At 37.9% G+C, this 25,534-nt stretch carries 22 protein-coding genes and 6 tRNA genes; 15 read left to right on the forward strand and 13 right to left on the reverse strand.

Annotated elements, in window-relative coordinates:
- Positions 1-126: 126 nt before the first annotated feature.
- The 3 genes from H4J63_RS15935 to H4J63_RS15945 form a co-directional block, all read right to left on the reverse strand.
- The gene (locus tag H4J63_RS15935) at positions 127-594 is read right to left on the reverse strand and encodes a YcxB family protein (RefSeq protein ID WP_007583811.1); all 468 of its coding nucleotides are present in this window, start codon (positions 592-594) and stop codon (positions 127-129) included.
- Positions 595-726: 132 nt separating this feature from the next.
- The gene (locus tag H4J63_RS15940; RefSeq protein WP_007378921.1) at positions 727-918 is read right to left on the reverse strand and encodes a hypothetical protein; all 192 of its coding nucleotides are present in this window, start codon (positions 916-918) and stop codon (positions 727-729) included.
- A 56-nt stretch (positions 919-974) separates the two neighbouring features.
- A complete protein-coding gene (locus tag H4J63_RS15945) occupies positions 975-1,148 on the reverse strand; it encodes a DUF1328 domain-containing protein (protein WP_002961939.1) in 174 nt (57 codons plus the stop codon).
- A 518-nt stretch (positions 1,149-1,666) separates the two neighbouring features.
- Between H4J63_RS15945 and H4J63_RS15950 the strand changes: the two genes are divergently transcribed.
- The 5 genes from H4J63_RS15950 (at position 1,667) to H4J63_RS15970 (ending at position 6,143) form a co-directional block, all read left to right on the forward strand.
- Positions 1,667-1,909 (forward strand): OadG family protein, encoded by a 243-nt coding sequence (locus tag H4J63_RS15950; protein ID WP_182197482.1) that lies wholly within the window; start codon positions 1,667-1,669, stop codon positions 1,907-1,909.
- Between the two features lie 11 nt (positions 1,910-1,920).
- Positions 1,921-3,702: a sodium-extruding oxaloacetate decarboxylase subunit alpha gene (gene oadA, locus H4J63_RS15955; protein ID WP_182197483.1), complete on the forward strand. Its 1,782-nt coding sequence runs from the start codon at positions 1,921-1,923 to the stop codon at positions 3,700-3,702.
- A gap of 13 nt (positions 3,703-3,715) precedes the next feature.
- Complete coding sequence (locus H4J63_RS15960) at positions 3,716-4,846, forward strand: sodium ion-translocating decarboxylase subunit beta (protein WP_182197485.1); 1,131 nt, start codon at positions 3,716-3,718, stop codon at positions 4,844-4,846.
- Positions 4,847-4,981: 135 nt separating this feature from the next.
- Complete coding sequence (locus H4J63_RS15965) at positions 4,982-5,953, forward strand: aldo/keto reductase family oxidoreductase (RefSeq protein ID WP_182197487.1); 972 nt, start codon at positions 4,982-4,984, stop codon at positions 5,951-5,953.
- A gap of 13 nt (positions 5,954-5,966) precedes the next feature.
- Positions 5,967-6,143: a hypothetical protein gene (locus H4J63_RS15970; protein ID WP_170072950.1), complete on the forward strand. Its 177-nt coding sequence runs from the start codon at positions 5,967-5,969 to the stop codon at positions 6,141-6,143.
- 74 nt (positions 6,144-6,217) lie between these two features.
- Here the strand turns inward: H4J63_RS15970 and H4J63_RS15975 are convergent, their stop codons facing one another.
- On the reverse strand, positions 6,218-7,531 hold the full coding sequence (locus H4J63_RS15975; protein WP_024600761.1) for a peptidoglycan DD-metalloendopeptidase family protein: 1,314 nt from the start codon (positions 7,529-7,531) through the stop codon (positions 6,218-6,220).
- Between the two features lie 311 nt (positions 7,532-7,842).
- Here H4J63_RS15975 and tyrS point away from each other — a divergent pair, with 311 nt between their 5' ends.
- Positions 7,843-9,042: a tyrosine--tRNA ligase gene (gene tyrS / locus H4J63_RS15980; protein WP_182197489.1), complete on the forward strand. Its 1,200-nt coding sequence runs from the start codon at positions 7,843-7,845 to the stop codon at positions 9,040-9,042.
- Positions 9,043-9,136: 94 nt separating this feature from the next.
- Here tyrS and H4J63_RS15985 read toward each other — a convergent pair whose 3' ends face one another.
- The 4 genes from H4J63_RS15985 to folE2 all read right to left on the reverse strand — a co-directional run bounded on the left by H4J63_RS15985 (position 9,137) and on the right by folE2 (position 12,543).
- Entirely contained in the window at positions 9,137-10,081 is a 945-nt protein-coding gene (locus tag H4J63_RS15985; protein ID WP_182197490.1) for a regulatory signaling modulator protein AmpE, read from the reverse strand.
- Complete coding sequence (gene mtnN, locus H4J63_RS15990; RefSeq protein ID WP_182197492.1) at positions 10,082-10,789, reverse strand: 5'-methylthioadenosine/S-adenosylhomocysteine nucleosidase; 708 nt, start codon at positions 10,787-10,789, stop codon at positions 10,082-10,084. It abuts the gene before it with no gap.
- A 122-nt stretch (positions 10,790-10,911) separates the two neighbouring features.
- Positions 10,912-11,508: a DUF2726 domain-containing protein gene (locus tag H4J63_RS15995; protein WP_024600757.1), complete on the reverse strand. Its 597-nt coding sequence runs from the start codon at positions 11,506-11,508 to the stop codon at positions 10,912-10,914.
- Positions 11,509-11,622: 114 nt separating this feature from the next.
- Positions 11,623-12,543 carry a GTP cyclohydrolase FolE2 gene (gene folE2, locus H4J63_RS16000; protein WP_076925249.1) on the reverse strand — a complete coding sequence of 307 codons (921 nt, stop codon included), beginning with the start codon at positions 12,541-12,543 and terminating at the stop codon, positions 11,623-11,625.
- Between the two features lie 231 nt (positions 12,544-12,774).
- Between folE2 and arcB the strand changes: the two genes are divergently transcribed.
- A complete protein-coding gene (arcB, locus tag H4J63_RS16005) occupies positions 12,775-15,093 on the forward strand; it encodes an aerobic respiration two-component sensor histidine kinase ArcB (protein WP_182197494.1) in 2,319 nt (772 codons plus the stop codon).
- 16 nt (positions 15,094-15,109) lie between these two features.
- Here the strand turns inward: arcB and arcA are convergent, their stop codons facing one another.
- The 4 genes from arcA to trmB all read right to left on the reverse strand — a co-directional run bounded on the left by arcA (position 15,110) and on the right by trmB (position 19,890).
- A complete protein-coding gene (gene arcA / locus H4J63_RS16010; protein WP_002962549.1) occupies positions 15,110-15,826 on the reverse strand; it encodes a two-component system response regulator ArcA in 717 nt (238 codons plus the stop codon).
- Positions 15,827-16,316: 490 nt separating this feature from the next.
- Positions 16,317-17,921, reverse strand: coding sequence for a sensor histidine kinase (locus tag H4J63_RS16015; protein ID WP_182197495.1), 1,605 nt, complete (start codon positions 17,919-17,921; stop codon positions 16,317-16,319).
- A gap of 151 nt (positions 17,922-18,072) precedes the next feature.
- A complete protein-coding gene (locus tag H4J63_RS16020; protein ID WP_182197497.1) occupies positions 18,073-19,098 on the reverse strand; it encodes a methyltransferase in 1,026 nt (341 codons plus the stop codon).
- 66 nt (positions 19,099-19,164) lie between these two features.
- Positions 19,165-19,890: a tRNA (guanosine(46)-N7)-methyltransferase TrmB gene (gene trmB, locus H4J63_RS16025; protein WP_007582957.1), complete on the reverse strand. Its 726-nt coding sequence runs from the start codon at positions 19,888-19,890 to the stop codon at positions 19,165-19,167.
- 161 nt (positions 19,891-20,051) lie between these two features.
- Here trmB and mutY point away from each other — a divergent pair, with 161 nt between their 5' ends.
- The gene (mutY, locus tag H4J63_RS16030) at positions 20,052-21,113 is read left to right on the forward strand and encodes an A/G-specific adenine glycosylase (RefSeq protein WP_024605356.1); all 1,062 of its coding nucleotides are present in this window, start codon (positions 20,052-20,054) and stop codon (positions 21,111-21,113) included.
- Between the two features lie 35 nt (positions 21,114-21,148).
- Positions 21,149-21,421, forward strand: a complete 273-nt coding sequence (locus tag H4J63_RS16035; RefSeq protein WP_024600750.1) for an oxidative damage protection protein — start codon at positions 21,149-21,151, stop codon at positions 21,419-21,421.
- A 52-nt stretch (positions 21,422-21,473) separates the two neighbouring features.
- On the opposite strand, the gene H4J63_RS16040 is transcribed toward H4J63_RS16035, so the two are convergent.
- On the reverse strand, positions 21,474-24,251 hold the full coding sequence (locus H4J63_RS16040; RefSeq protein WP_182197498.1) for an ATP-binding protein: 2,778 nt from the start codon (positions 24,249-24,251) through the stop codon (positions 21,474-21,476).
- Between the two features lie 259 nt (positions 24,252-24,510).
- Between H4J63_RS16040 and H4J63_RS16045 the strand changes: the two genes are divergently transcribed.
- The 6 genes from H4J63_RS16045 to H4J63_RS16070 all read left to right on the forward strand — a co-directional run bounded on the left by H4J63_RS16045 (position 24,511) and on the right by H4J63_RS16070 (position 25,382).
- Positions 24,511-24,586 (forward strand) — tRNA-Phe (locus H4J63_RS16045).
- 71 nt (positions 24,587-24,657) lie between these two features.
- Positions 24,658-24,733 (forward strand) — tRNA-Thr (locus H4J63_RS16050).
- 134 nt (positions 24,734-24,867) lie between these two features.
- Positions 24,868-24,943: transfer RNA gene (locus H4J63_RS16055), tRNA-Phe, on the forward strand.
- A 59-nt stretch (positions 24,944-25,002) separates the two neighbouring features.
- Positions 25,003-25,078 (forward strand) — tRNA-Thr (locus H4J63_RS16060).
- A 51-nt stretch (positions 25,079-25,129) separates the two neighbouring features.
- Positions 25,130-25,205, forward strand: a tRNA-Phe gene (locus H4J63_RS16065).
- Positions 25,206-25,306: 101 nt separating this feature from the next.
- Positions 25,307-25,382, forward strand: a tRNA-Thr gene (locus H4J63_RS16070).
- The last annotated feature ends 152 nt before the right edge of the window (positions 25,383-25,534 follow it).

Genomic DNA, 25,534 nt, shown 5'->3' on the forward strand with positions numbered 1-25,534 from the left:
ATGCGAGAACGAGTGAAACGTTATATTCTTCCAGAAAAAAGAAAACGGCCCAAAAGTAGGACCGTTCGAATTTCAAAAACTCGGTACACCATTAAGTCAAAGCATGCTTAACTGAATGGTGTTAACTCACTGAGTGGCTTTTTTGTTTATAAAAGCGAGTGTTTCTGGGGTTAATATTTGTTTTGAAATATACTGCATGCCGCTTTTATTTTTAATAATAATACCTTGCTGCGTATCTATTACTTCGCTTATGTCTTGCCAAGTTAGCTGAAAGCTTTTGTAATGATTAGCTGATTTAATACCTTCTTCATCAAAGGTAAGTGTTACTTCTGAGCCTGATGCTCTGCTGAGCATTTGTCTGGTTACCCACCAAGGTCTGCGATAGTAAAAAGCGACGCACTCTAGTACACCTAGCATGATCATAAACGATCCTAAGTAATGATCGTTTAAAACATAAATGCCAAATAAACCAAGCGCAACCAGTAGTACAAGTAAAAAGTACTTAGGTTTGGCGCGTTTACTGTACGGGAGTGACTCATCAAAGCACTCATAAAAGTAGGGTTTATCTAGCGTGTAGGTTGTTGTAAATGCCATATTGCCTTGCTTTAAATATCGTTTTTTTTATTTTAACAAGCTAACCGCTAAATGAGCAGCTTTATAGTCAGTGATTTTATTACAGACACAAAAAAACGGCCCTAAGGCCGTTTTTTAGCGATAAAAGAAGAATTAACAGTTAGTTTCTTCAGCGTTTACGCCTTCTTTAACATTTTCACATGCATCTTCTACTTTGTTTTGCACGTCAGTTACTGCTTCGTCAATACGTTCGCCTGCGTCTTCTGCATGGTTGTCTTCACAACCCATGATGAAAAAACTTGCGAATAGACCGATTAGTGCTGCTTTTACAGTTGTTGAATTCATAATGTAATTCCTTGTAAGTATTAATTAAATTTTAGTGTGTTAGTTGAATGCTTTATCTACCTGGGCGATTTACCACGTAGTGCACCTGAAACTAATGAAATCACTAAAAGTACTAAAAAGATAAAAAATATAATTTTTGCTATACCAGCTGCGGCACCTGCGATGCCACCAAAACCTAACACTGCAGCGATTAAAGCAATAACTAAAAATGTAATTGTCCAGCGTAACATTGTTTTCTCCTTGGTTATCAAATTTGCTCATAATAACTAATGCCAGTTACATGCCAAAGTTTATTTTTTATTAATATCAATAGCTTATGTTTTTTGGTTATGTTTTTAGTTATTTGTTAGTTAGTAACTTTTACGCTTTGTTATGTAAGTTATTCACACTGTTACAAATTGCTGGCAAAAATCCACTGAGAATATTTTTTTGGTAAGACCAATTAACAATTGGTGTGTGTTTTTGTACTTATTATAAAGTTTGGTGTGTATTTTTATTAAGTTGAATAGTTAATTAACAACTTCTATATAACTATTAGCTATAGTCGTTATTTCCTACGTGTATTATATGGCGTATGGTTGCTGGGTTATGGCATGTAAATAAGTTGAGTGTTATGTTGTTTATAGTTTAATTGGTTTTACCAATTTACAAGATGTAGACAAAGCGACTAGTTTTGTTATCATCCAGTGAATAAATATTTAATTAAATCGATTTTTTATTTTCGATATGGGTTTCAAGGGGGAGAAAAATGGATATAGGTGCTCTACTCACAACGGCTGGTAGCTTAATGCTAACTGGTATGGTTGGGGTGTTTGTATTTCTGTCGATATTAATTGGTGCAGTAACGCTTATGTCTAATTTGGTGACGCGCTTTAGCGAACCAGAGGCATCACCAGCTAAATCACCGTCTTTTAAATCTCAAGGTGTGCCTAATGAGTACATCGCTGCTATTAGTGCTGCCATTGCTCAGTACAAATCAAATAACAAATAAGGGGCACACACATGGCTAAATTAAAATTAACAGAATTGGTATTACGCGATGCGCACCAATCATTGCTCGCAACACGTATGCGCCTAGACGATATGCTACCTATTGCTAGCAAGCTAGATGATGCAGGTTATTGGTCTATTGAATCGTGGGGCGGTGCTACATTTGATTCGTGTATTCGTTATTTAGGCGAAGATCCTTGGGAGCGTATTCGTGCGCTTAAAAAAGCGATGCCTAATACTAAACAACAAATGCTATTACGCGGTCAAAATCTATTGGGTTACCGCCATTACGCTGATGACGTAGTTGAAAAATTTGTAGAACGCGCACATAAAAATGGCGTTGACGTATTTCGTATATTCGATGCAATGAACGATGTACGCAACCTTGAAACAGCTATTAAAGCGGCTATAAAAGTAGGCGCACATGCTCAAGGTACTATTTCGTACACAGTTAGCCCTGTTCATACGCTTGAAATGTGGCTGACTCTTGCTAAGCAATTAGAAGATTTAGGTTGTCACTCAATTTGTATTAAAGACATGGCGGGTTTATTAAAGCCATACGATGCTGAAAAACTAATTAAAGCACTTAAAGAAACTGTATCGGTTCCTATTGCTATGCAGTGCCATGCTACAACTGGTTTAAGTACTGCGACTTATCAAAAAGCGATTGATGCAGGCATTGATATGCTTGATACCGCTATTTCATCTATGAGTATGACTTACGGACACACTGCTACTGAAACTATTGTATCGATAGTTGAAGGTACCGAGCGCGATACTGACCTTGATTTAAATCACCTAGAAGAAATTGCTGCTTACTTTAGAGATGTACGTAAAAAATATGCGGCATTTGAAGGTAGCTTAAAAGGGGTTGATGGTCGTATTTTACTAGCTCAAGTACCTGGTGGCATGCTTACAAACATGGAAAACCAACTTAAAGAGCAAGGCGCGGCAGATAAGCTTAATGAAGTTTTACTTGAGATCCCACGTGTACGTGAAGATCTTGGCTTTTTACCTTTAGTAACACCCACGTCGCAAATTGTAGGTACTCAAGCTGTACTTAACGTGCTAACCGGTGAGCGTTATAAAACAATCACTAAAGAAACTGCTGGCGTATTAAAAGGTGAATATGGCTTAACACCAGCACCAATGAATAAAGAGCTACAAGAGCGTGTGCTTGATGGAGCTGAGGTTATTACTTGTCGCCCTGCAGATAACATTGCACCAGAGCTTGCAACGCTTGAAGCTGAATTATTAAAAGAAGCGCAAGAGCAAGGTTTAACACTTGCTGATGATCAAATTGATGATGTACTAACTTATGCATTGTTTCCACAAGTTGGTTTGAAGTTTATTAAAAACCGCAACAACCCAGGTGCATTTGAGCCTATTCCTACCGTTGAAGATAAGAGCAATAAGGCAGCACCAAAATCGGGATCAAATAATAACAGCGTTAAAGCTGAGCAATACAGCGTAAAAGTAGATGGTAAAGTTTACGACGTAGTAGTGGCGCAAGGTGGTGAACTTAAAGAAGTAACCTTAAAAGACTCTGAGCACATTCCCCAGTCGGCTTCGGTAGCATCAGGCGAAACGCTTAACGCACCTCTAGCCGGTAATATTTTTAAGATTAAAGTAAAAGCTGGGCAGGTTGTTAACGAAGGCGATGTAGTGATTATTATGGAAGCCATGAAAATGGAAACTGAAATACGCGCTACGCATACCGGAACAATTGCTGAAGTGTTAGTTAGTGAAGGCGATGCTGTAACTACCGGCGACGCTATGATTGCATTAGCTTAGGAGTAAATAGAGGATGGAAGGTATTTTAAACCTCTGGAATGCGACAGGCATTGCTAACTTTACAATCCCATCGTTAATAATGATTACGGTAGGGTGTTTATTACTGTTTTTAGCGATAGCTAAAGGCTTTGAACCACTATTATTACTACCTATTGGTTTTGGTGCGATTTTAACAAATGTACCAGTGGCAGGTTTGTCAGACCCTGGTGGGCTTTTGTACTACGTTTATTATGTGGGTATTGATACGGGAATTTTTCCGTTATTGATATTTATGGGAGTAGGGGCGCTAACCGATTTTAGTGCGCTTATTGCTAATCCACGTATGTTGCTATTAGGTGCGGCTGCACAGTTTGGTATTTTTGCGACTCTGTTTGGCGCGATATTATTAAACTATGTGCCAGGCTTTGAGTTTACTTTACAGGATGCATCGGCTATTGCGATTATAGGTGGAGCAGATGGACCTACTGCAATATTTTTAGCGTCAAAACTGGCACCAGATTTACTTGGTGCAATAGCGGTAGCCGCATACTCATACATGGCACTTGTGCCAATTATTCAGCCGCCAATTATGCGTGCGTTAACAACACCAGAAGAACGTAAAATAAAAATGCCAGAGCTTCGTAAAGTATCTAAAAAGGAAAAGATTATTTTCCCTCTTATGGTGCTTAGCTTAACGGCTATGTTTTTACCGGCTGCTATACCGCTGGTAGGTATGTTTTGTTTAGGTAACTTAATGCGAGAGTCAGGTGTTGTTGATAGATTAAGTAACAGTGCTCAAAACGAAATCATCAATGTTACAACTATATTTTTAGGCTTAGCTGTAGGCTCAAAGCTTGCTGCAGATAAGTTTTTAACTGTTGAGACGATTGGTATTTTAGTACTTGGCGCACTCGCGTTTGCAATTGGTACGGCATCTGGCGTATTTATGGCAAAAGGACTTAATCGCATATCTAAAACACCTATAAACCCATTAATAGGGGCGGCAGGTGTATCGGCTGTGCCAATGGCGGCACGAGTAGTAAACAAAGTAGGCCTTGAAAGTAACCCTCATAACTTTTTACTTATGCATGCAATGGGACCAAATGTTGCGGGCGTTCTTGGTAGTGCAGTTGCTGCGGGTATTTTATTAGCACTTGTTGGTTAAATTAATTTTAATCAAACCGATTAGCGCAGTTTACTGCGCTTTTTATTGTTCTTAATTTCTTCGCCGCTAAATGGTTTCTTGTTCAGCGCTTTTTGTTTACAGTAACAGCTCTTCAAAATTTTAAGGATAGTTATCATGCTTCACACACCTTTAGCAAAGCACTTACCTCATGTTAGTAAACTTGTATTCGGATGCATGGGTCTGGGCGGCGGTTGGAATAAAGACGCAATTACTGATGCACATGTTAAGCAAACTCATGAATGTATAGATAATGCTATTGAAGGTGGCATTAACTTTTTTGACCATGCTGATATTTATACTTTTGGTAAAGCTGAGCAGGTTTTTGGTAAAGCATTAAGTGAGCGACCAGAGCTTAGAGAGCACATGTATATTCAATCTAAGTGTGGGATTCGTTTTGAAGATGACTTAGGACCAAAGCGCTATGATTTTTCATCAAAGTGGATTGAGCAATCAGTTGAAGCATCCTTGAAGCGATTAAATACAGAGTATTTAGACGTACTTATGCTACATCGTCCTGATCCTCTCATGGAAGTTAACGAAATTGCTCGTATATTTAGTTGCTTAAAAGAAAGCGGTAAAGTGCGCAATTTTGCAGTATCTAATATGCAGCAGCACCAAATGAATTTTTTACAACACGCACTTGATATGCCTATTGTGGCTAATCAAATTGAGGCTAGTTTGCAAAAGCATCAGTTTGTTGATGAAGGTGTATATGCCGGTAACAGTGACGGTAAAGATCTTAATTTTACACCAGGTAGTATTGAGTACTGTCGCCATTTTGAAATTCAAATTCAAAGCTGGGGCAGTTTATGCCAAGGTTTATACAGTGGTAGTGATTTATCAAACGCATCGCAGGCCGATATAAACACCAGTCTTTTAGTTAATAAACTGGCTGCACTTTATGATACTTCTGCTGAGGCGATTGTAATTGCCTGGTTACTTCGCCACCCCGCATCTATTCAGCCTATTATTGGAACAACTAATGCCAAGCGTATTAAAGCCTCTTGTGATGCTGTCAACGTAGAGCTAACTCGTGAGCATTGGTATGCACTTTATGTCAGCGCTAAAGGGCATGAGTTACCATAAGTAGGGCGCTAATATGAATATATTCGTTATTTTAATTGGATTGTTTGTCGCGCTGGCGATACTCATTCCATTACTTGAAAAATATCAAAGTAAAATAGGGCTTGATGGCGCAACCAAATACAGTAAATATATTTGGCCGCTAGTGATGGTATCTTTAGTTATTCAGCTCATTTATGTATTAATGAATTGATGGTTTATAGCGTATACAAAAAAGCCTTTGCAGATTTAACCTGCAAAGGCTTTTTTAATGTTTATTAATAAGCTTTATTTTAGTGCTAACTGTAGCTCGCGATTGCGCTCAAGTTGGGCAATAAAGTTATCTGCAATCGGTTTAAACTTAGCAAGTTCTGAGCGAGGTAATGGCTCTGACTTAGGAAGCTTAACGGTTTTAGGATTACGGTGAACGCCATTTACTAAAAACTCATAATGTAAATGCGCGCCAGTAACACGACCAGTAGAACCTACAGTACCAATTTGTTGGCCCTGTTTAACTTTTTGGCCTGTTTTAACTAGTTTCTTATTTAGGTGTAAGTACTTAGTTACATATTGTGTGCCATGGCTGATAAATACGTAGTTACCGTTGTACTTGCTGTAACCCGCTTTTACTACCTTACCGTTACCTGATGCGACTACTGGTGTGCCAGTGCGTGCTGCAAAGTCGATACCACGGTGCGCTCTAACTTGCCCAGTAACAGGATGAAGTCGCTTAGGATTAAAGCTAGAACTAATATACTTAAAGCTTACAGGTGCACGTAAAAATGCTTTTTTCATGCTACGCCCTTCAGGCGTATAAAAATTGCCGTCGGTATGGCGAATCGCTGCAAAGCGCTGACCTTGGTTTACAAATTCAGCGGCAATAATTTTACCGGTACCAATAAACTCGCCATCAACATAATGAGACTCGTAAATTAAGCCAAATAAATCGCCTTTACGAATATCATTTGCAAAATCAACATCCCAACCAAATATGTCAGCAAAGTTCATTATTTGGCGCTCGCTTAAACCTGCCGCAATTGCTGAAGTCCAAAAGTTATTAGATATTTCGCCGCCAGCGGTTTTAGTTAGCGTTTCAATTTCTTTACTATCGATAGCTGTATCGTAATTACCTTCGTCGTTTAAGGTAACAAATAAAGTATCTGTTTTTGAAATTACATAACGCAGTTGAGCCAAAGAGCCATCTTCAGCAGTAGCAAAACTGAGTACTTCACCTGGATGAATTTTAGTTAGCTTGCGAGTCTCTGCATTAGTGTTAATTAGTTTATGAAGCGTTTGAGCTGAAAAACCAGCACGCTTAAAGATAATTGCTAAATTGTCGCCATTTTTAACTTTATGATCGACAAAGTCGTATTCTGGTAACTTTTCTGCTGCTTGCTCTGAATTTAGCTCAGTTAATTTTTCGTTGTCATCAACTTTAACTTGTAACTCATAGCGCTTACCAATTTCTAGTGCATTTGCACTATTGTCTTTGGATGCAGTGGCTTTTTCAGAAGGAAGAAAGGCTAAGCCAACAATAGCAGAAACCAAACCTAGAATAAGCAATTTGTGTTTTTTGGGGAGCGTGTGAACCACGTGAACCATAACGTGCCTTTTTCTGCTGTCAAGATAATAAATACGTAATATTGCAGGATATACTTAATAATGTGCGAATACTAGTGTTTTGTAGATTTAAACTACGCTAAAATCAAGGGTAGAAAGCCTTTTTTAACGTCCTATCTAACTAAGACTCAATTCATTTAGTTTAGTTGCCCTAATAACTTAAAAAGTTATTTTAATTAGATAGAAATTTGTTATGTTAGCTACATATATATGTTCGGTTTAAACCTTAATAAAAACCGTGATTACAAGTAACTAGTCGCCCCTTCGTAGGCAGAATTTTGGAGTAATACAAAGTGGATTTACAAACCGCTCTAGCAGAGATAAAACGCGGTGCTGAAGAAATATTAATTGAAGACGAACTAGTTGAAAAACTAAAGTCGGGCAAAAAGCTAAAAATAAAAGCAGGCTTTGATCCTACAGCACCTGATTTACACTTAGGGCACACTGTACTAATTAATAAAATGAAAACCTTTCAGGATCTAGGTCATGAGGTTATTTTCTTAATTGGTGACTTTACTGGCATGATTGGCGACCCAACAGGTAAAAACGTAACGCGTAAACCACTTACTCGCGAAGACGTATTAGCCAATGCTGAAACATATAAAGAACAAGTATTCAAAATTCTCGACCCTGCTAAAACCACTGTTGCATTTAACTCTACTTGGATGGAAAAGTTAGGCGCTGCAGGTATGATAAAACTTGCTGCAAACCAAACCGTAGCGCGCATGCTTGAACGTGATGACTTTAAAAAGCGTTATGGCAGCGGTCAACCAATTGCAATTCATGAGTTTTTATACCCTCTGGTACAAGGTTGGGATTCGGTTGCACTAGAGTCTGATGTGGAGCTAGGTGGTACTGATCAGCGCTTTAACTTACTAATGGGTCGTGAGCTACAGAAAGTTGAAGGCCAAAGGCCGCAAACAGTATTAATGATGCCATTACTTGAAGGTACTGACGGCGTTCAAAAAATGTCTAAGTCACTTGGTAATTACATTGGTATTACTGATGTGCCAAACGATATGTTTGGTAAAATAATGTCAATTAGTGATGTGCTAATGTGGCGTTATTACGATTTATTAAGCGCGCTTTCTATTGAAGAAATTGCAGCTCAAAAAGAGCGTGTTGAGCAAGGTACTAACCCGCGCGATATTAAAATAGAGCTAGCTAAAGAGTTAATTGCTCGTTTTCATAGTGAATCTGATGCACAAGGTGCACATGATGATTTTATTCAGCGTTTTCAGAAAAAAGCATTACCAGATGAAATCCCTGAGCTGACAATCACTATTTCAGAAGATACTATTTTAATTGCTAACTTGCTTAAAGAAGCAAATTTAGTAGTTAGTACGTCAGAAGCAATGCGCATGATTAAGCAAGGTGCAGTTAAACTTAACGGTGAAGATAAAATCACTGATACCAAACTTGAAGTAGCAAAAGGTACAACGGCTATTTACCAAGTAGGTAAACGTAAGTTTGCAAACATCACTGTAGCTTAAATACAGTATGAAACTAAAAAACCAGCCTAGGCTGGTTTTTTTGTGCTTGTATATTGGGTCTGTAAATAGATACGAGGTAGTCACTAAATAGTCACTAAATCATTTTTAATATTTCAATACTTACAATTACTAACAACCAAAATGCACGGGCCTGATTTAACCTATTAATTATAACGGGCACATCCTCGGGGGTAGGTAGTCTATCAGTACCAATACGCATTTTATTAAAGCGAGTACCCAAATAAACCGCAGGCCCGCCTAGTTGTACACCAAGTGATGCAGAACATGTACTGAGTAGCCAACCAGTATTAGTTTGATAAAAGTGCCTGCCGTAATGTTTTATGTAGTGCATGCTTTGTTTGCTCGCTCTACTTGCTGCAATAGTTAAAGCCAGCAAGCGCATTGGAATATACTCAATAATAAACAAGAGAATTTTAAGCGGTTTTAAAAAGTAGCTATTTGGAGATATATCACTACGCCAGGCTTGTTGTATTAAAGTAAGTAATCGATAGGCGAGAGCAGCAATAGGGCCAAAGGCTAAAAATATAAATATAATTACGAAATAGTATCGAGCAGTGCGCAGTATTAAACTCTCAATTAATGCTTTGATAATACCAGGAGATGAAAGCCTATTAACTTCACGGGCAAGCAGTGGTTTTAGTAATTCGCGTGCCGTCGATTTTTGATTTTGTTTAGTTAGCTTTGCAATACGGAGCGCTTTTTTATCAATACTCTTACTTTCTAAGCATAAGTATAAAATAAGACCTGCGAGTAATTCAGGGTAAAAAGCAAACTCAAGCAATAACACTACTATAATGAGAATAACACTTAAAATGAGCGTGCTTGCGAGTATAGCTGCTAAATATTGATAGCTTTTAGGTTCTTTGCGTTTGTATATACGCTTGCCAATAGCACTAAAAACCGCGCTTAACGCTGTATTAGGATGATACCAGCTAACAAGAGGAATAAAGCGCTCAGCAAGGAGCGCTAGTATGAAGGCAATAAAGTCCAAGTGGTTTTGAACAATATTGCTAAGCATTTAAAGAGACACTGCAGTTAGCTTTTCTAAAAGTGCGACAACCATTTTAGATGAGTTGATTGATGCTGTTTCTAGGTATTCTTCAAATGATTGTGGTGACTCTTTACCTGCAATATCAGACATTGAGCGAATAACAACAAATGGCGTGTTAAGCGTAATACACGTTTGTGCAATTGAAGCGCCTTCCATTTCAACGGCAAGCATTGTAGGAAAATCACTGCGTGCTTTATCAATACGTACTGGATCACACATGAAGGTGTCGCCAGTACAAATTAAGCCAACAAGTGTTTTAACATTACTGATTTGTTCGATTGTTTGTTGTGCTGCTTCTACTAATTTTGGGTGAGCTGCAAAGCCTGCTGGCATTTGAGGTACTTGGCCAATTTCGTAGCCAAAAGCAGTAACATCTACATCGTGGTGACGTACTTCTGACGAAATTACTACGTCGCCAACACTTAGTGATGGATCGAATCCACCGGCAGAGCCTGTGTTAATTACGCAATCAGGTTTGAAGTTATCAATCAGTAAGGTGGTTGCAATCGTTGATGCTACTTTACCAATACCAGATTGAACAAGTGTTACTGTGTTACCAGCCAATTCACCAGTATAAAAAGTGAAACCTGCTTTAGTTAAAATTTGTGGGTTTTGCATCGCTTCACGTAAAATTTTAACTTCTGGCTCCATTGCGCCAATAATACCAACATTCATAATGTTTAATTCCTGAGTTTGAATCACTTGATTATACGTGAAGTTAGTAATAAAAAACAAAAAAGCGAGCTTGTTTATGAGCTCGCTTTAAATACTTTTTAGGAGAGTATTTAATTTGGTTTTTAAATTTCAGCTAAAGCAGTTGTTTGTGCTTTAGCTTGAGAAGGTGAAAGTACCGCTGGCTTATGTGAGCGATTACGAACAGGGCGCTGCGTTTGTGTTGCTGCAGGCTTACCAAGTTTAAACATAATTGCATCGCGTACTTCAGAAGGACGGTAGCCCGATTTAACTTTCATACGAATATGTGGAATACCCGCAGACTCTAATGCACCGTTTACAAACCAATCGCGTTGAGCTTTGTGGCCATCTTTATTGGCATTGTTAACTAGGTCAACAGCCGCAACAATAGTTAGTTTTTCTTTGTCGATTAATACAAAGTCGAGTTGCTTATTTTTAGCTTTAGCTAAAGCAGCACGTTTAGATTTAACAGAAAGACCTTGCTTACAGTCAATAACGTCAATTAACTTAACGCGACTAACAACTTTATATTGATCGCCAACAGCACGCTCGAGAAGATTTAAAAAAGCGCCTTCAACCTGAGTAAAAACAGTTTGCTTGCGGGTAAAAGGATACGGGTTTCCGCCATCGTCATTAAATTTTGACGCAACAACAGAGGCCCCGACAACTAACACTAAGATTAATAATAAAGCGAATTCCATACGGTAACTCCATAACAACAAATTGACACTGCTCAAATAAAGCAATTTACGTGCCTAAAAAGTATGGGTTATAAAATAAATACCGTTTGTTTTAAAAGTAAAACTACGCAGCAATTAAGCTTTGTAGCCACTTTCAATGCCTTTAACCGCAATAGCTACAGCATCGTGTGCATGTAGTGATTCATAATGGTTTATTTGCAGCCAGTAGTCGCTGTAATTACCATCCTCCAGCAATGCTTTTATTTTACGTGCGGCATCTTCACAAAACATCAGGTTTTGACCATTTAAACGGGCAAATTCTTGCTCGTCTTCGCGTTTTACTGCCGCTTGTACAGGCGTTTTAAGTTCTGCTTCAAGGGTATTAATTAGCGTCACAACGTCAAATTCTTGAATATTGCTATCAAGCTTTACTTTTACGTTTGCAATAGAGCGCTGCGAGTGAGGTGTCGCTACAATACCTTGTGTAGTGCCTAGCCACTCGTGGACATCTTTTTGGCTTAAGGTTTCTTGGTTAAACTTTTCGTTAAACGCATTTTGTATAAGCTGGCGCGCAAGTGCCGCAGAGCATGGGCACGTTGAAGAATAGGTAACATCTACGGTTAGCTCGTAGCTAATAATGTTATTTTCAATTGTACTGGTAAGTACAACTGGGTAGCTTTTCCAGCCCGCTTTACCACTTAATAGTGATTTACGGCGTAGCGGTAATTCAAATTTAAATTCAATTTGTGCTTTATCGCTTAGCCCTTCGTGGCTAGTTATAAAGGTATCGAGTGCTTGCGCTATTGTTTGCGGATTAACTTGCTGCTCGGTTGAAAGCAGGTCAAGTGCCAAAAATAGGCGTGACATATGAATGCCTTTGGCATCTTCTTTATGCAAATTAACAAATGCACGGGCTTTAGCGTTTACTGTTACCGGTGATAAGTCTCGCGATTCAAAAATAAATGGCAGTTCGATTTCGCCCATGCCAACCCAGTCTAATTTACCTGTTTGTAAAGCGGGTGCTGTGTCTGCTATATCTGGCATATTGGTTTGCATGTGCGCTACTCGTATTTGGAGATAATAAAGCGGGGCATTTTACACTAAATAATTTATTGCTGAAATGATGAGTTGAGGAGAGAAGCAAAATCAAACATGAAAAATTCTGTTTTTATCGCACAACATGAATATAGGGAGAAGAAAAATGCTAAAATCTGGGTAAATGGTATGTTTATACATGCGCATTGCCTTCTTTATATTTAAGCACACAGCTAAGAGATAAAATTACGTATGACCGATTATTCTTTGAGCCCATGGGCTCGGGTACTTTCCAGCTCAATAACGCGATTTGGTGAATTTAAAACCGCAGCTATTTGTTACACCTTATTTTTAACTGTATCTCTTATTTTATCGAGCATGTTTTATTATGTAGCGATTGGTGAATTGCATCTTGTTGATATTTTGGCTGTGGTGTTTTTTACTGCTGTGGTTTCCCCTTTAATTATAAGTGTATTGCTTAATTCAATTCGCCAATTAGATGCATCGTATGCTTATTTAGATAGCGCAACCAAACAAGAAAAGCTTCTAAATCAAACCTTAAAAGATAATATTAGTCGTCTAAATATTGAAATTGATGAACGTAAAATGGCGTTTCATGCCAAGCACCGTGCTATTGAAGAGTTACGACGAGAAATTGCTGAACGTAAAAAAACTCAACAAGAACTTGCTCAACAAAGTATGTTGCAACGCTCAATAGTTGATTCATCTCCTGATTTATTTTATTACCGCGATAACAACGGTGTATTTGCCGGTTGTAATAAAATGTTTGAAGAAGTAATGGGAAAATCAAGTAGCGAACTAATTGGCAAAACGGTTGAACAGATATTCCCGAGTCATTTTTTAGCTGAGGTTTTAGCAACCGATAAAGAAGTAGAGCAAAGCCATAAAGCGCTGACTATAGATGTAGGCTATGAAGTGGACGGTGAAACACGTTGGTTTGAGCTTCGTAAATTACCTTTTATAAATGATGACGGTGACTACATTGGTTTACTGGGTTTTGGTCGTGATATTACTAGCCGTAAAGAAGCAGCTCAAGCACTTGAAACTGCCTACAAAGATAAAGGTAAGTTTATTGCTACGCTAAGCCATGAGCTGCGTACTCCGCTTAATGGTATTGTTGGTTTAACACGAATGCTGCTTGATACTGATTTGAATAAGCAGCAGCGTAGTTGGGGTAATACTATTTTTTCGAGTGCTGAGACACTCGGTAATATTTTTAACGATATTATTGATTTAGATAAAATAGATAGAGATCAGCTCGATATAGCGACCAACTCTATAAATGTGTCAGACTTTATAAACGATGTAGTTAACTTTGCGGGTTTAATAGCAGAGCAGAAAGAACTTGAGTTTGATATTAAGCGCAATGGCATGCTTGATATTTATGCTCAGCTCGATCCAACTCGACTACGCCAAGTTGTTTGGAACTTAATTAACAACGCAGTTAAGTTTACTCAACAAGGAAAAGTAACACTCGAATGTAGCCGAGAAAATCGTGTAGAAGGCCCATGGTTAGTTATTAAGGTATCGGATACTGGTCAAGGTATTCCACCCGAGCAGCTTGCCCATATATTTGATATGTATTACAAAGCACCGGATTTAAAAGGGACTAACGCGATAGGCTCAGGTATTGGTTTAGCTGTAACCAAGGCACTTGTAAGTGCAATGAAAGGGATAATCACAGTCAATAGTACTGAAGGTGAGGGAAGTTGTTTTACAGTGCAAATACCGCTTAGTTTATGTATTGCACCTACAGAGCAAAGTTATGTTGGCCGAGGCTTGTATATTTTACTAGTGGAAGATGTGCCTCTTAACGCCGAAATTGCTACAAACTTATTAGAGCAACGCGGCCATGAAGTTTTATGGGCTGAAACCGGTGAGGATGCACTTTCGTTTGTTGAAACCGAAGATGATCTCGACTTAGTTCTACTTGATATGCAGTTACCAGATATAAACGGTGACGTGGTTGCTAAGCAAATACGTTCAGATAGCCATTTTGATAAATTACCAATAGTTGCTTTAACAGCTAATGTACGTAGTGCTGAAAAAGAGCTTGAGGGTATATCAATACAAGGCGCACTGGCTAAACCAATTAATACAGTCAAGCTTGATAAAATGCTGGCTGACTTATTTGGCATTAAGCAAAGTGAATGCTCAGAACCACAACTTAAAGTGAGTGAAGAAGCACTTGAAGGTATTGATGCACACCTATTAGATATTGAAACAATAGAAGACTTTGTAAATTCAATGGGTTTGGTCGTATTTAGGCGCAGTAGTCAGTTATTCGAAAAGCTAAGTCCACAATATCAGCAAGAATTACTTACTTCATTAACTGCCGGTGATAGAGAAGAATATGAATCAGTGGCACATAAACTTAAAGGTGCGGCTGGCTCAGTAGGTCTTAATGATGTGCAGCTTCATGCCAAAGTAATGGAGCATGGTGCAATAGATGAATCTGATGAAGTTTTAAAGAAGTGGTTAGATGTTCTAGCAGATAAAATAAATGAAGGACAAAAAGCCCTTCATTTATTTTTACAGCAATTAGAGTGAAACTAATTAGCTCTAATTAAGCGTCAATTTTACCAATGAAACGGTAACCTTCACCATGGATGGTGCTGATTAACTCTGACGTTGAGTTATCACTTTCAAAATGCTTACGAATTCGACGAATAGTAACATCAACAGTACGGTCATTTGCACGAAGCTCACGTCCTGTCATGTGTTTAATTAATTGCTCACGGCTAAAGATACGACCTGGAGAATCAAGCATTAAACGAAGTGCTCTGTACTCACCTTTTGGTAAACGCTTAGCGTCGCCATTTGGAGAAGTAAGACAACGGCTATTTTCATCAAGTTCCCAGCCGTTAAATGTAATAACACCATTTGTTTCTAGTGCTGACTCTTCACCGCCTAAAGCAGTACGAGTAATAAGGTTGCGAGCTCTAATAGTTAATTCACGTGGGTTGAATGGCTTAGTAACGTAGTCATCTGCGCCAATTTCAAGACCTAAAATACGGTCAACATCATTGTCACGACCTGTTAGGAATATAAGGCCCACTTTACGCTTTTGGCGTAATTCACGGGCTAAAATAAGACCGTTTTTACCAGGAAGGTTGATATCCATAACTACAAGATTAACGTCATCGTTATTTGTAAGCTTGTCATGCATATCATCGCCATCAATGGCTTCAATAACTTTGTACCCTTCAGCTTCAAATAAACTAACTAGGTTCAGTCGAGTTACGTCTTCATCTTCTACGATTAGAATGACTGGCGTTTGCATTATTAATTAACCTTTTGGAATATTTTATTTATAAAAAACCGGTGATGAACTTATAACCGATTACTAGAGATTATAGGATTATACCCATTTGTTAACAAGGAAAAAACAAATTGGATAAAAATAAAACAGCAGGGTGTCCAAAGTCTACTAAAAAGGGCAGTGCAAAAACTACTGTTTAATTGATATATACGTAGATGTAGTCATTTGAATCATAAAGTCGAAGCCATTTCCCTTTAATAATTGATACATCATTCAATCAAGCAAGGTATTTAAAATAATCAGACTAATTCAAAGCAAAACTATATCACTTTCTAACTTTTCATCAATATATGTGATACAGCAAAGATAAAAAAGTTCATAAATCGCTTGGTAATATTTATTTAAGGTAATTAAATAATGTTACGCGCTTATCACATGCCTCATTAATGAGGTCATTAAATGCTAATTCAAGGATAAATTTTAAATATATGTACTTTTTAGTGATCTTTATTTAAGGAATAGTAATTATAAAGCGAGCACCGTGTTCTTCTTCAAGATCAAACATAATTCTTCCACCAAGTGCCTGTGTTACTAGGTTGTATACCAAGTGCATCCCTAAGCCGCTTGCACCTTGTCCACGCTTTGAAGTTACAAAAGGGTCAAAAATTCTATTTTTAATGTTTTTATCAACGCCTTGGCCATTGTCAGAATAAACGATTGTTAATACCTTCCCTACCAGCTCTACGTCAAAGCGAATTTCGTTGTTTTCTTTACCTATAAATCCATGAATTACAGAGTTTATAAGTAACTGTTGAAACACCTGCTGTAGAGGTTCTGACTTACTGTGAATGATTAAGTCGTTCGGACAGTTAATAGTAACGATAGGCTTTTTAGACAGTAAATCAGATTGAATTGATGTTAAAACGTCAGTTATTAATGTATGTACATTAATATAGGTATTAACACCGTCGTCTTGGATTACGGCTACTTTTTTAAAGTTGGATATAAGGTCTGCGGCGCGATTTAGATTACGATAGATTAAATCTAAGTTTTCAATACCTTCATCTATAAATCGTTTTAAGTGGTTAGAGGTTAGTTTTTTATCATTAAAGCTTTGTTGTATATCTGCTAGCTTATCTCGTAGTAATGTAGAACCTGTAATACCAAGCCCTATTGGTGTATTCACTTCATGTGCAACACCTGCCACCATTTGCCCTAAAGACGCCATTTTTTCGTTTTCAACAATTTGTGTTTGATACTGGTGCATTCGCTCAAGGGTTGATAATAGCTCTTGATTTGCCTCTCTGAGAGCAATAGTTCGTTGACTTACTTTTTCTTCAAGACTTTGGTTGAGCTGTTTTATTTCTTGTTTATCTTTTTCGTGGCGCTCAAGCTGCTTTTTGGTACGTGCAAGCATGATATTTAAACTATTTGAAAGAGCGGTTATTTCTTTTACATCGGTTCCTGGCGCGCGTGTATCATAGTTATGATTTTTAGATACATCCTGCAATAGCATGCTTAGCTGTTCTATTGGCTTAGCTATACGTCTTTGAACTTTTATAGCAATAAAGTAAACAACTATCAAAATTAATAGCGTTAATAGCACATCTATTAATATTTTCCTTTCAATATAAGTTTCTAAGCTTTCGAGACTTCCTCGCATGTATACATAACCGACCAACTGTTCGTTATCGTAAATAGGGCGGGTTAGTTCAATATTATCGCTCGTAATTCGTGGTGTTTTTAGTTTATCAACACTGTCTATTCTTAACGGCACTGGAGGCGTTTTTTTTGCATTAAAGCTAATAAAAAAAACAGGTTTTTTTGATGCTTTTTCTATTGAATAAATATGTATGTTTTTGACAAGAGGGATGTTTTCAAATGACTTAAGGCGTTTTTCTTCTGTTTTTCTATCATCTTCAACTACTGATTTACCAGCATCAAAAGCTACAATTTCAGAAAGTATGACGAGTTTATTAATGATTAATTGCTTTTGCTCTTTTACGCTTAAATAAGTAGATATCGAAATAGATAGCGACAAGCAAATAGCTGTAATAAGCATAATTAAATTTATGAGTGCTTTGCGAATGCTACTTTGATGAACTTTTTTAGGCATTATTTCGTTATCGCCTGAATTAATTTTGATTATTTAGAGTTTTAGTTTAGCAAAGACGGGAGAAAATGAAGGAAAAAAGCTAAATTAATTCTTATATTTATTCGAAGGTTAGCTTGAGCGCGTTTGCACTCAAGCATTTTTAAAAATAATACTAGCTGCTATATACGGCAAACTTGTTATTTTTAAATACCGTTTGGTAGCTTTCAAATTGCGTTTCTAAAATAGGCGGGTATTTTAAAAAGCTGTTAGCTACAATATTCAGCTTTCCTGCTTTAGTTAAATGCTGTTTTGCATTTGCTAAAAATGTCTCTGCTACTGTGTAGTCGGTTGCAATACCCGTATGAAAAGGTGGATTGCTAATAATTAAATCAAACTTACCGGTAATGCTTTTAAGGCCGTCACTTAATATCGCTTCGCCTTTGATGCTGTTAAGCTTTAGGGTTTGCTGTGTTGCGTAAGTTGCCAGTGCACTTACATCACTACACACAAACTCAAGTGATGGATTATGCAGCCCTAAAAAGGTTGCTATTAAACCTGCGCCACAACCAAAGTCGAGAACCCTACCTTGCTTAATTGTCGGTGCGTTTTCGAGTAGAACTTTCGTTCCCATATCTAAACTACCGTGATTAAACACACCAGGAATACTAATAGCTGTAAACTCGGTGTCAGCAACATTAACAACAAACTTTTTATGGTAGGTCGTAATATCAAAATTAGGGTGCTGGGTAATCTCAGCAAATGAGTAAAGAACGCAGTGCTTAGCCGAATCAATTTTGTTACTAAACTCTGCTTTGCCAGCTAATTGCTTTTCAATTGATTTAACACCACTTTTATTTTCACCTATCACTAATAGCTCGGCATCATCAGTAATAGCAGCTCGAATATTATCAAGCGCCATTAATAACTCTGGTTTTGATTTAGGATAGTAAAGAATAACTAAATCATAGCCGTTACCAGGTATTGTGTGATTTACATGGATTTCAACGTCTTTGCTGTTTTTAGCAAACTCACCGTTAGCATGGTTGTAGCTAAATGCAGTTACCTTGCTTTGCGGGTTAAGCTTTTTAAGCTCTGTTAAAAAGCCATCTTGAACAAAGTTTACCACCAAGATAGATTTGCCCGTTAATGCCTCGCTATTACGAAGTAACAGTAAACTTGGGTTGGTTAGTACGCTCATAAATGGCTTTGCCTTACAGTATGTTTAGTTTTATCAAAAATAAAAGTGAGTGCTTAAAGTTACAAATTACTCAGTACGTTCAAACATTAAATCCCACACGCCATGGCCTAGGCGATGTCCGCGCTGCTCAAACTTAGTAAGCGGGCGCAAATCTGGACGTGGAACATAATCGTTAGTTTCTGATTGGTTTTTAAAACCAGGAGCTACATTCATTACTTCAAGCATATGCTCTGCATAGTTTTCCCAATCTGTTGCCATATGAAAAACGCCACCCATTTTAAGTTGGGCTCTTAGTTTTTCAACAAACTCAGTTTGTACAATACGGCGTTTGTGATGGCGCTTTTTATGCCAAGGATCAGGGAAAAACAATTGTAGAGTTGTTAAGCTTTCATTAGGTATACAATCTGCAAGTACTTCAACTGCATCGTGTTCAAAAATACGTAAGTTAGTAATGCCTGCTTCATCGGCATCCATTAAACAAGCACCAACGCCTGGGCGGTGTACTTCAATACCAATAAAGTTCAGGTGAGGGGCATTTGTTGCCATTTCGACAAGCGATTTACCCATACCAAAACCAATTTCTACTACTACATCGTTGTTATTGCCAAAAACTTCGCTTAAATCAAGCATACCGTTTTTATGCTCTAGGCCCATTGTTGGCCAACATTTTTCGATTGCAGCGGCTTGGCCTTTGGTTAATCGACCTTCGCGTTTTACAAAACTGCGAATAGTGCGGATGTATTTACCTTCTTGCTTAGCTTGCTCAAGGTTAGTGTTGCTTGATTCACTCATATTATTGGCCTGACAAAAACAATGTGTTTAAAAATGGTTGCATATTATCCCTGACGAAGCCGGCAATCACAAGTATTAGCTGGTTTTACAGCGCCTATAGCTTGATCTTTTTATTAACTACAATAGACTGAGCCGCCATTGAGCATCAGTAAAAGTAAAATATGTTGGATTTAAATAAAGAACAGTCAAATTGGTTTTCTAACCAAGTTGTTGATTGGTATGACCTTCATGGGCGTAAAACATTTCCATGGCAGTTGGGTAAAACACCTTATAAAGTGTGGGTGTCTGAGGTGATGCTGCAACAAACTCAAGTTATTACTGTTATCCCATACTTTGAGAAGTTTATGCAAAGCTTTCCAGATATTATTGCTTTAGCCGATGCTGATGAAGATTTAGTACTGCATCACTGGACCGGCTTAGGGTATTACGCTCGTGCGCGTAACTTACATAAAACAGCTAAAATAGTACGTGACAAGTACCAAGGCGAATTTCCACAAACGCTTGATGAGGTTATGGATTTACCTGGAATAGGGCGCTCTACTGCCGGGGCTGTTTTATCATTGTCGCTTGGACAGCATCATCCAATTTTAGATGGGAATGTTAAGCGAGTCTTAGCGCGCTACTTTATGATAGAAGGTTGGTACGGTGTTAAAAAAGTCGAAAACCAGCTTTGGCATTTATCAGAGCAATTAACACCTAAAAATAATGTCACCGAATTTAATCAAGCTATGATGGATTTAGGTGCGAGTGTTTGCTCACGCAGTCGCTTTGATTGCGAGGCTTGCCCATTAAATTCAGGTTGTGGTGCCTTTAATGCAGGTAAAGTAAAAGAGTTTCCATATTCTAAACCTAAAAAAGCAGTGCCAAAGAAGAGTTGTCATCAGTTAATTGTTCAGTGCGGCGATAAAGTGCTTATGGAAAAACGCCCTAACAGCGGTATTTGGGGAGGACTGTTTGGCTTTTTTGAATTTAATGAGTACGAGGAGCTTCAAACGTTTTTAGCTCAGCAAGGATTAGAAGCCGACTTAGTAGAGCTTGAAGCATTTATTCATGTGTTTTCACATTTTGAGCTGAAGATTAATCCGCATGTACTCAATGTTAAGAAAATTCCTGATGTAGTAAATGACAAACAATTAGTGTGGTATCCGCTTGATCAATCAATAGAGGTTGGCCTAGCAGCGCCAACTAAAAAGTTGGTTAAACAAATTACAGCAATAGTATAGAATAGTCCCATATTTAGCGTTAGAGAGAATCAATCATGGCACGTACAGTATTTTGTCAAAAGTTACAAAAAGAAGCCGAAGGGCTTGGCTTTCAGTTATACCCTGGTGAAATTGGTGAAAAGATTTTTAATAACATCTCTAAAGAAGCGTGGGGTCAGTGGCAGCATAAGCAAACAATGCTTATTAACGAAAAGCATTTAAATATGATGGACCCAGAGCACCGCACATTTTTAGAAGAGCAAATGGTTGGCTTTTTGTTTGAAAATAAAGATGTGGAAATTGAAGGTTATCGACCGCCTGAAAAATAATATTTTAAACATAAAAAAAGGGCTAAATAGCCCTTTTTTTGTGTGCGGTTATTTAATCACTTAACTCATCTTCTTGCTCAGAAATTTTAATTTGTTCTTTTAAAAATTGAGCTGCCTTAGAGTATTCAATTTCTAACTTATCTCTTAAGTCTATTAATTCATCGGTAGTGAGTTCACCCTTTTTACATTTATCTTCAAATGCACTTGAAAGTTCTGCCACCGTTTGGGCACCAATTGTTTTGGAGATCGATTTTAATTGATGACACCCTTCAATAATCTCATCTAAATCGTTAACCATAACGCCTGAATTAATCCCCTTAATTAGCCCTTGGCTTTGTTCTAAATACATCTTGAAAAAACGTAACTGTTTAGCTTCGTCACCATTTACATATTTAGTAACTGCTTGCATATCAATAGGTAGCGCCATGGTTTGATGGATAACTACATTCGGGTTTTGGCTTTGCCTATCGCTCCAACGTTTTAAAGTGTCCTCTAACGCGTTTAGCTCTATAGGTTTGGTAATGAAGTCGTTTATACCTACGGCTAAACAACGCTCTTTTTCGCCTTTAAGTGCGTTTGCTGTTACAGCAATGATGTAAGGCTGTGCATCAATTGATTCTAATAACTCTGCTTCGTTACGGATTTTTTCGATCATATCGTAACCCGACATTTTAGGCATGTGTAAGTCGGTTAAAATAAGTGAGTAATCACCTTTTCTCCAGATATCTAAGCCTTCTTCACCGTTGTTTGCTATCTCAACGCCAAAACCTAGTATGTGTAATTGATCGGCTAGCACTTGTTGGTTTAGGAGGTTATCTTCAACCAGTAAAATCAATTTGTTTGATTTACGAGCTTGCTCAACATTTAAATAATTATTAAGTGTTTTGGTTTTTTTAATTTGTTTAGGTGTATGCAAACCAGCAGCGACTAAAATAGACAGCATAAAGTTAGACTTACATAAAGGAGAGGCATTAATATAAAAAATATTATTATGATTTATAGCCGCTTCATCAAGCTTGCTTAGTACAACAACTTGTTGGTTATAATCCTCTAATGAATAAAATAAGCGTCTTAGGAGCGCGTTTGTTTTATCCATATTGTCTATGCCATCAGCCACCCAAATAATATCTTGCACATGCTGATATTCTTCAGCTTCTTCTTCAGTATGTACATAAGTAATTTTAGCGCCCATAAACGATAAGTAGCGGTACATTACTTTTTCACGTTCTAGATGATTACTAACTACAATAATCCTCTTACCATTTAATGCACCTTTGTGTGCGTACTTAATTTTCCCTGATGTACTAAATGGTAATTCAACAGTAAATTCACTGCCAATTCCTGTATGGCTTGTTACATGAATAGTCCCTAGCATAAGCTCAGTTAAGCTTTTACAAATAGAAAGACCTAAACCTGTCCCTCCATATTCTCGGGTAATCGAATTTTCGGCTTGAATAAACGGATTAAATATTTCGCGTAGTTGTGCCTGCGACATGCCTTTACCGTTATCAGTTACGCAAAAGCGTAAAGTAAAGTGATCTGTCGTATTGTGTACCACCTCTACTGATATTTTTACATGGCCTTGAGTTTTTTCATCAGTGCTCGTAAATTTAATTGCGTTGCTACATAGGTTATACAGAATCTGGCGTACACGTACGCTATCGCCGGTAAGATTTATAGGAATATCTGGTGCTATTGCTAGCTCTAAATCAAGCTCACGTTTTTTAGCAACAGAGGAAAGTACTCGAGCAACTTCTTCAATGGTATCGGTTACCGAAAACGGGATAGGGTCAATATTTAATTTTCCAGCCTCAATTTTAGAAAAGTCTAAAATATCGTCCAAAATACTCAATAACGAGAATGCTGATTCACGAATAATCGTACTTAAGCGATGCTGAGCGCCATCAAGTTCGGTTTGGCGAAGTAAATCAATAGTACCTATAACACCGTTCATTGGCGTTCTAATCTCATGACTCATGGTTGCTAAAAACGTTGTTTTAGTCTCGCTTGCTCGCTCTGCTTTTAGTGTTGCTTGCTCAAGCGCTAAAGTACGATTTTGTACTTCGGCCTCTAGACCATTTTGTAATTTATAAAGCTCTTTTTGGGCTGCGTCATTCTCACTCATTGCACTTTGTACTTTTTGCAATAATAGATTGATGTGTCTTGCAACTACACCTAGGCCAATATCGAGTTGCTCGTCAACATTACTATTGTAATTAGCATCGTCGATGATTGCCTGTAGCTCTTGCGTAAGAATGTCAGTACTTTTACGTAAGCGAGTATTAATGTACATATTAAACATTAAAGTAAATATAAATAATGAAGCTACACACGCTATAGCAATTATATAAGCGATAACTTGAGAATCTTGAGTGCTTAAAGGTATGGCAGGTAAATTTTGCTTAATGATAAGCTCGCCAATGGGCTGATCATTTAATAATAGTAGGTGGTGCATAATGCCTTGCTCCACTAAGTGATTTTCAGCTCTAATAGAGTCGATAGCAGGCTTACTACTGCTGTATACTAATTGAGTATCAGATGTAGTATTAAATCGATATAAAGTATATTCAAAGTCATTATCTAATAAATGTGTTAAATCGAGTAACTGCTTTACTTTACCTTGACCGTACATAGTTAATGCATCAACCATAGGCAAATCTAATCTATCGGCGAGCGTTACGATATTAACCGGTGGTTTGGGTTGAGCTGTGCTAACTTCAGTTTGCGCGTAGAATGAATGGGCAACTATAGCAAGTGCTGTTACAGCTATATTAATGATTAAAAAAAGAGGCAGTAGGCCTTTTACCGGTGAAGAGAATTTACTCTGCATTTAACGTTCCCTGGTTGGTATATTTAAATACAATAAGTCTTTATTGTATTATTGCAGTAATCGTAACATTTACGAAAAATAATTCACTACGTTTTTAGTCTGATTTAGTTATATTTATTTATGGTTATAGTCAGGTTTGTGGTAAAAATGAACGTTATTAATAAAAAACGTACTGAGTTGCTTGAAAACCGTTCAAACAGTTATAAAGAATAAAAAAAAAGTTGACTTGTAAGGGCAAAACTCGTTTAATACGCCGCACGCCCAGATAGCTCAGTCGGTAGAGCAGAGGATTGAAAATCCTCGTGTCCGTGGTTCGATTCCGCGTCTGGGCACCATTATTAAAGTAATGGTGTTTAAATCATAGAGTTAAACATTGTTATGCGTGCCTTAGCACACAGTTTTGTGTGCCGACTTAGCTCAGCTGGTAGAGCAACTGACTTGTAATCAGTAGGTCAACCGTTCGACTCGGTTAGTCGGCACCATTTATTTAAAGTAGTTTGAAAAGAAAGCTGTAATCACTAGTCTGTTCAAATTACCCGTCGACTCGGTTAGTCGGCACCATTTACAAAGCTAAAAGTTAAATAATTATTTTACTTTTAGTTAGCACAGTTTATGTGCCTCGATAGCTCAGTCGGTAGAGCAGAGGATTGAAAATCCTCGTGTCCGTGGTTCGATTCCGCGTCGAGGCACCATTTATTAAAAGTTATCAATCTTTAAAATTGATAAAGTGCCTTAGCACACAGTTTTGTGTGCCGACTTAGCTCAGCTGGTAGAGCAACTGACTTGTAATCAGTAGGTCAACCGTTCGACTCGGTTAGTCGGCACCATTTATTTAAAGTTAATTGTAAAGTATCACAATTAATTAGCACAGTTTATGTGCCTCGATAGCTCAGTCGGTAGAGCAGAGGATTGAAAATCCTCGTGTCCGTGGTTCGATTCCGCGTCGAGGCACCATTTATTGAAAAGCCTTGCTTATGCAAGGTTTTTTTATTTTAAGTGCTTTATAAAGTTCTCAATCTTTAAAATTGAACGTGCCTTAGCACACAGTTTTGTGTGCCGACTTAGCTCAGCTGGTAGAGCAACTGACTTGTAATCAGTAGGTCAACCGTTCGACTCGGTTAGTCGGCACCATTTATTAAAAGCCCCGCTTATAGCGGGGCTTTTTTGTTTGCCCAGCGAAGCTGGCAAACCCGATAGGCTGAAAGATGCCTTATCACCCTGACTAAGGGGAAGATAATCTGAATGGCAAGGGCGTCACTGGCCAACGGTGGGGTCTGAAGGAA

It is taken from the genome of Pseudoalteromonas sp. 5Ae-yellow (assembly GCF_014077565.1).
In the GTDB taxonomy this organism is placed as follows: Bacteria; Pseudomonadota; Gammaproteobacteria; order Enterobacterales; family Alteromonadaceae; genus Pseudoalteromonas.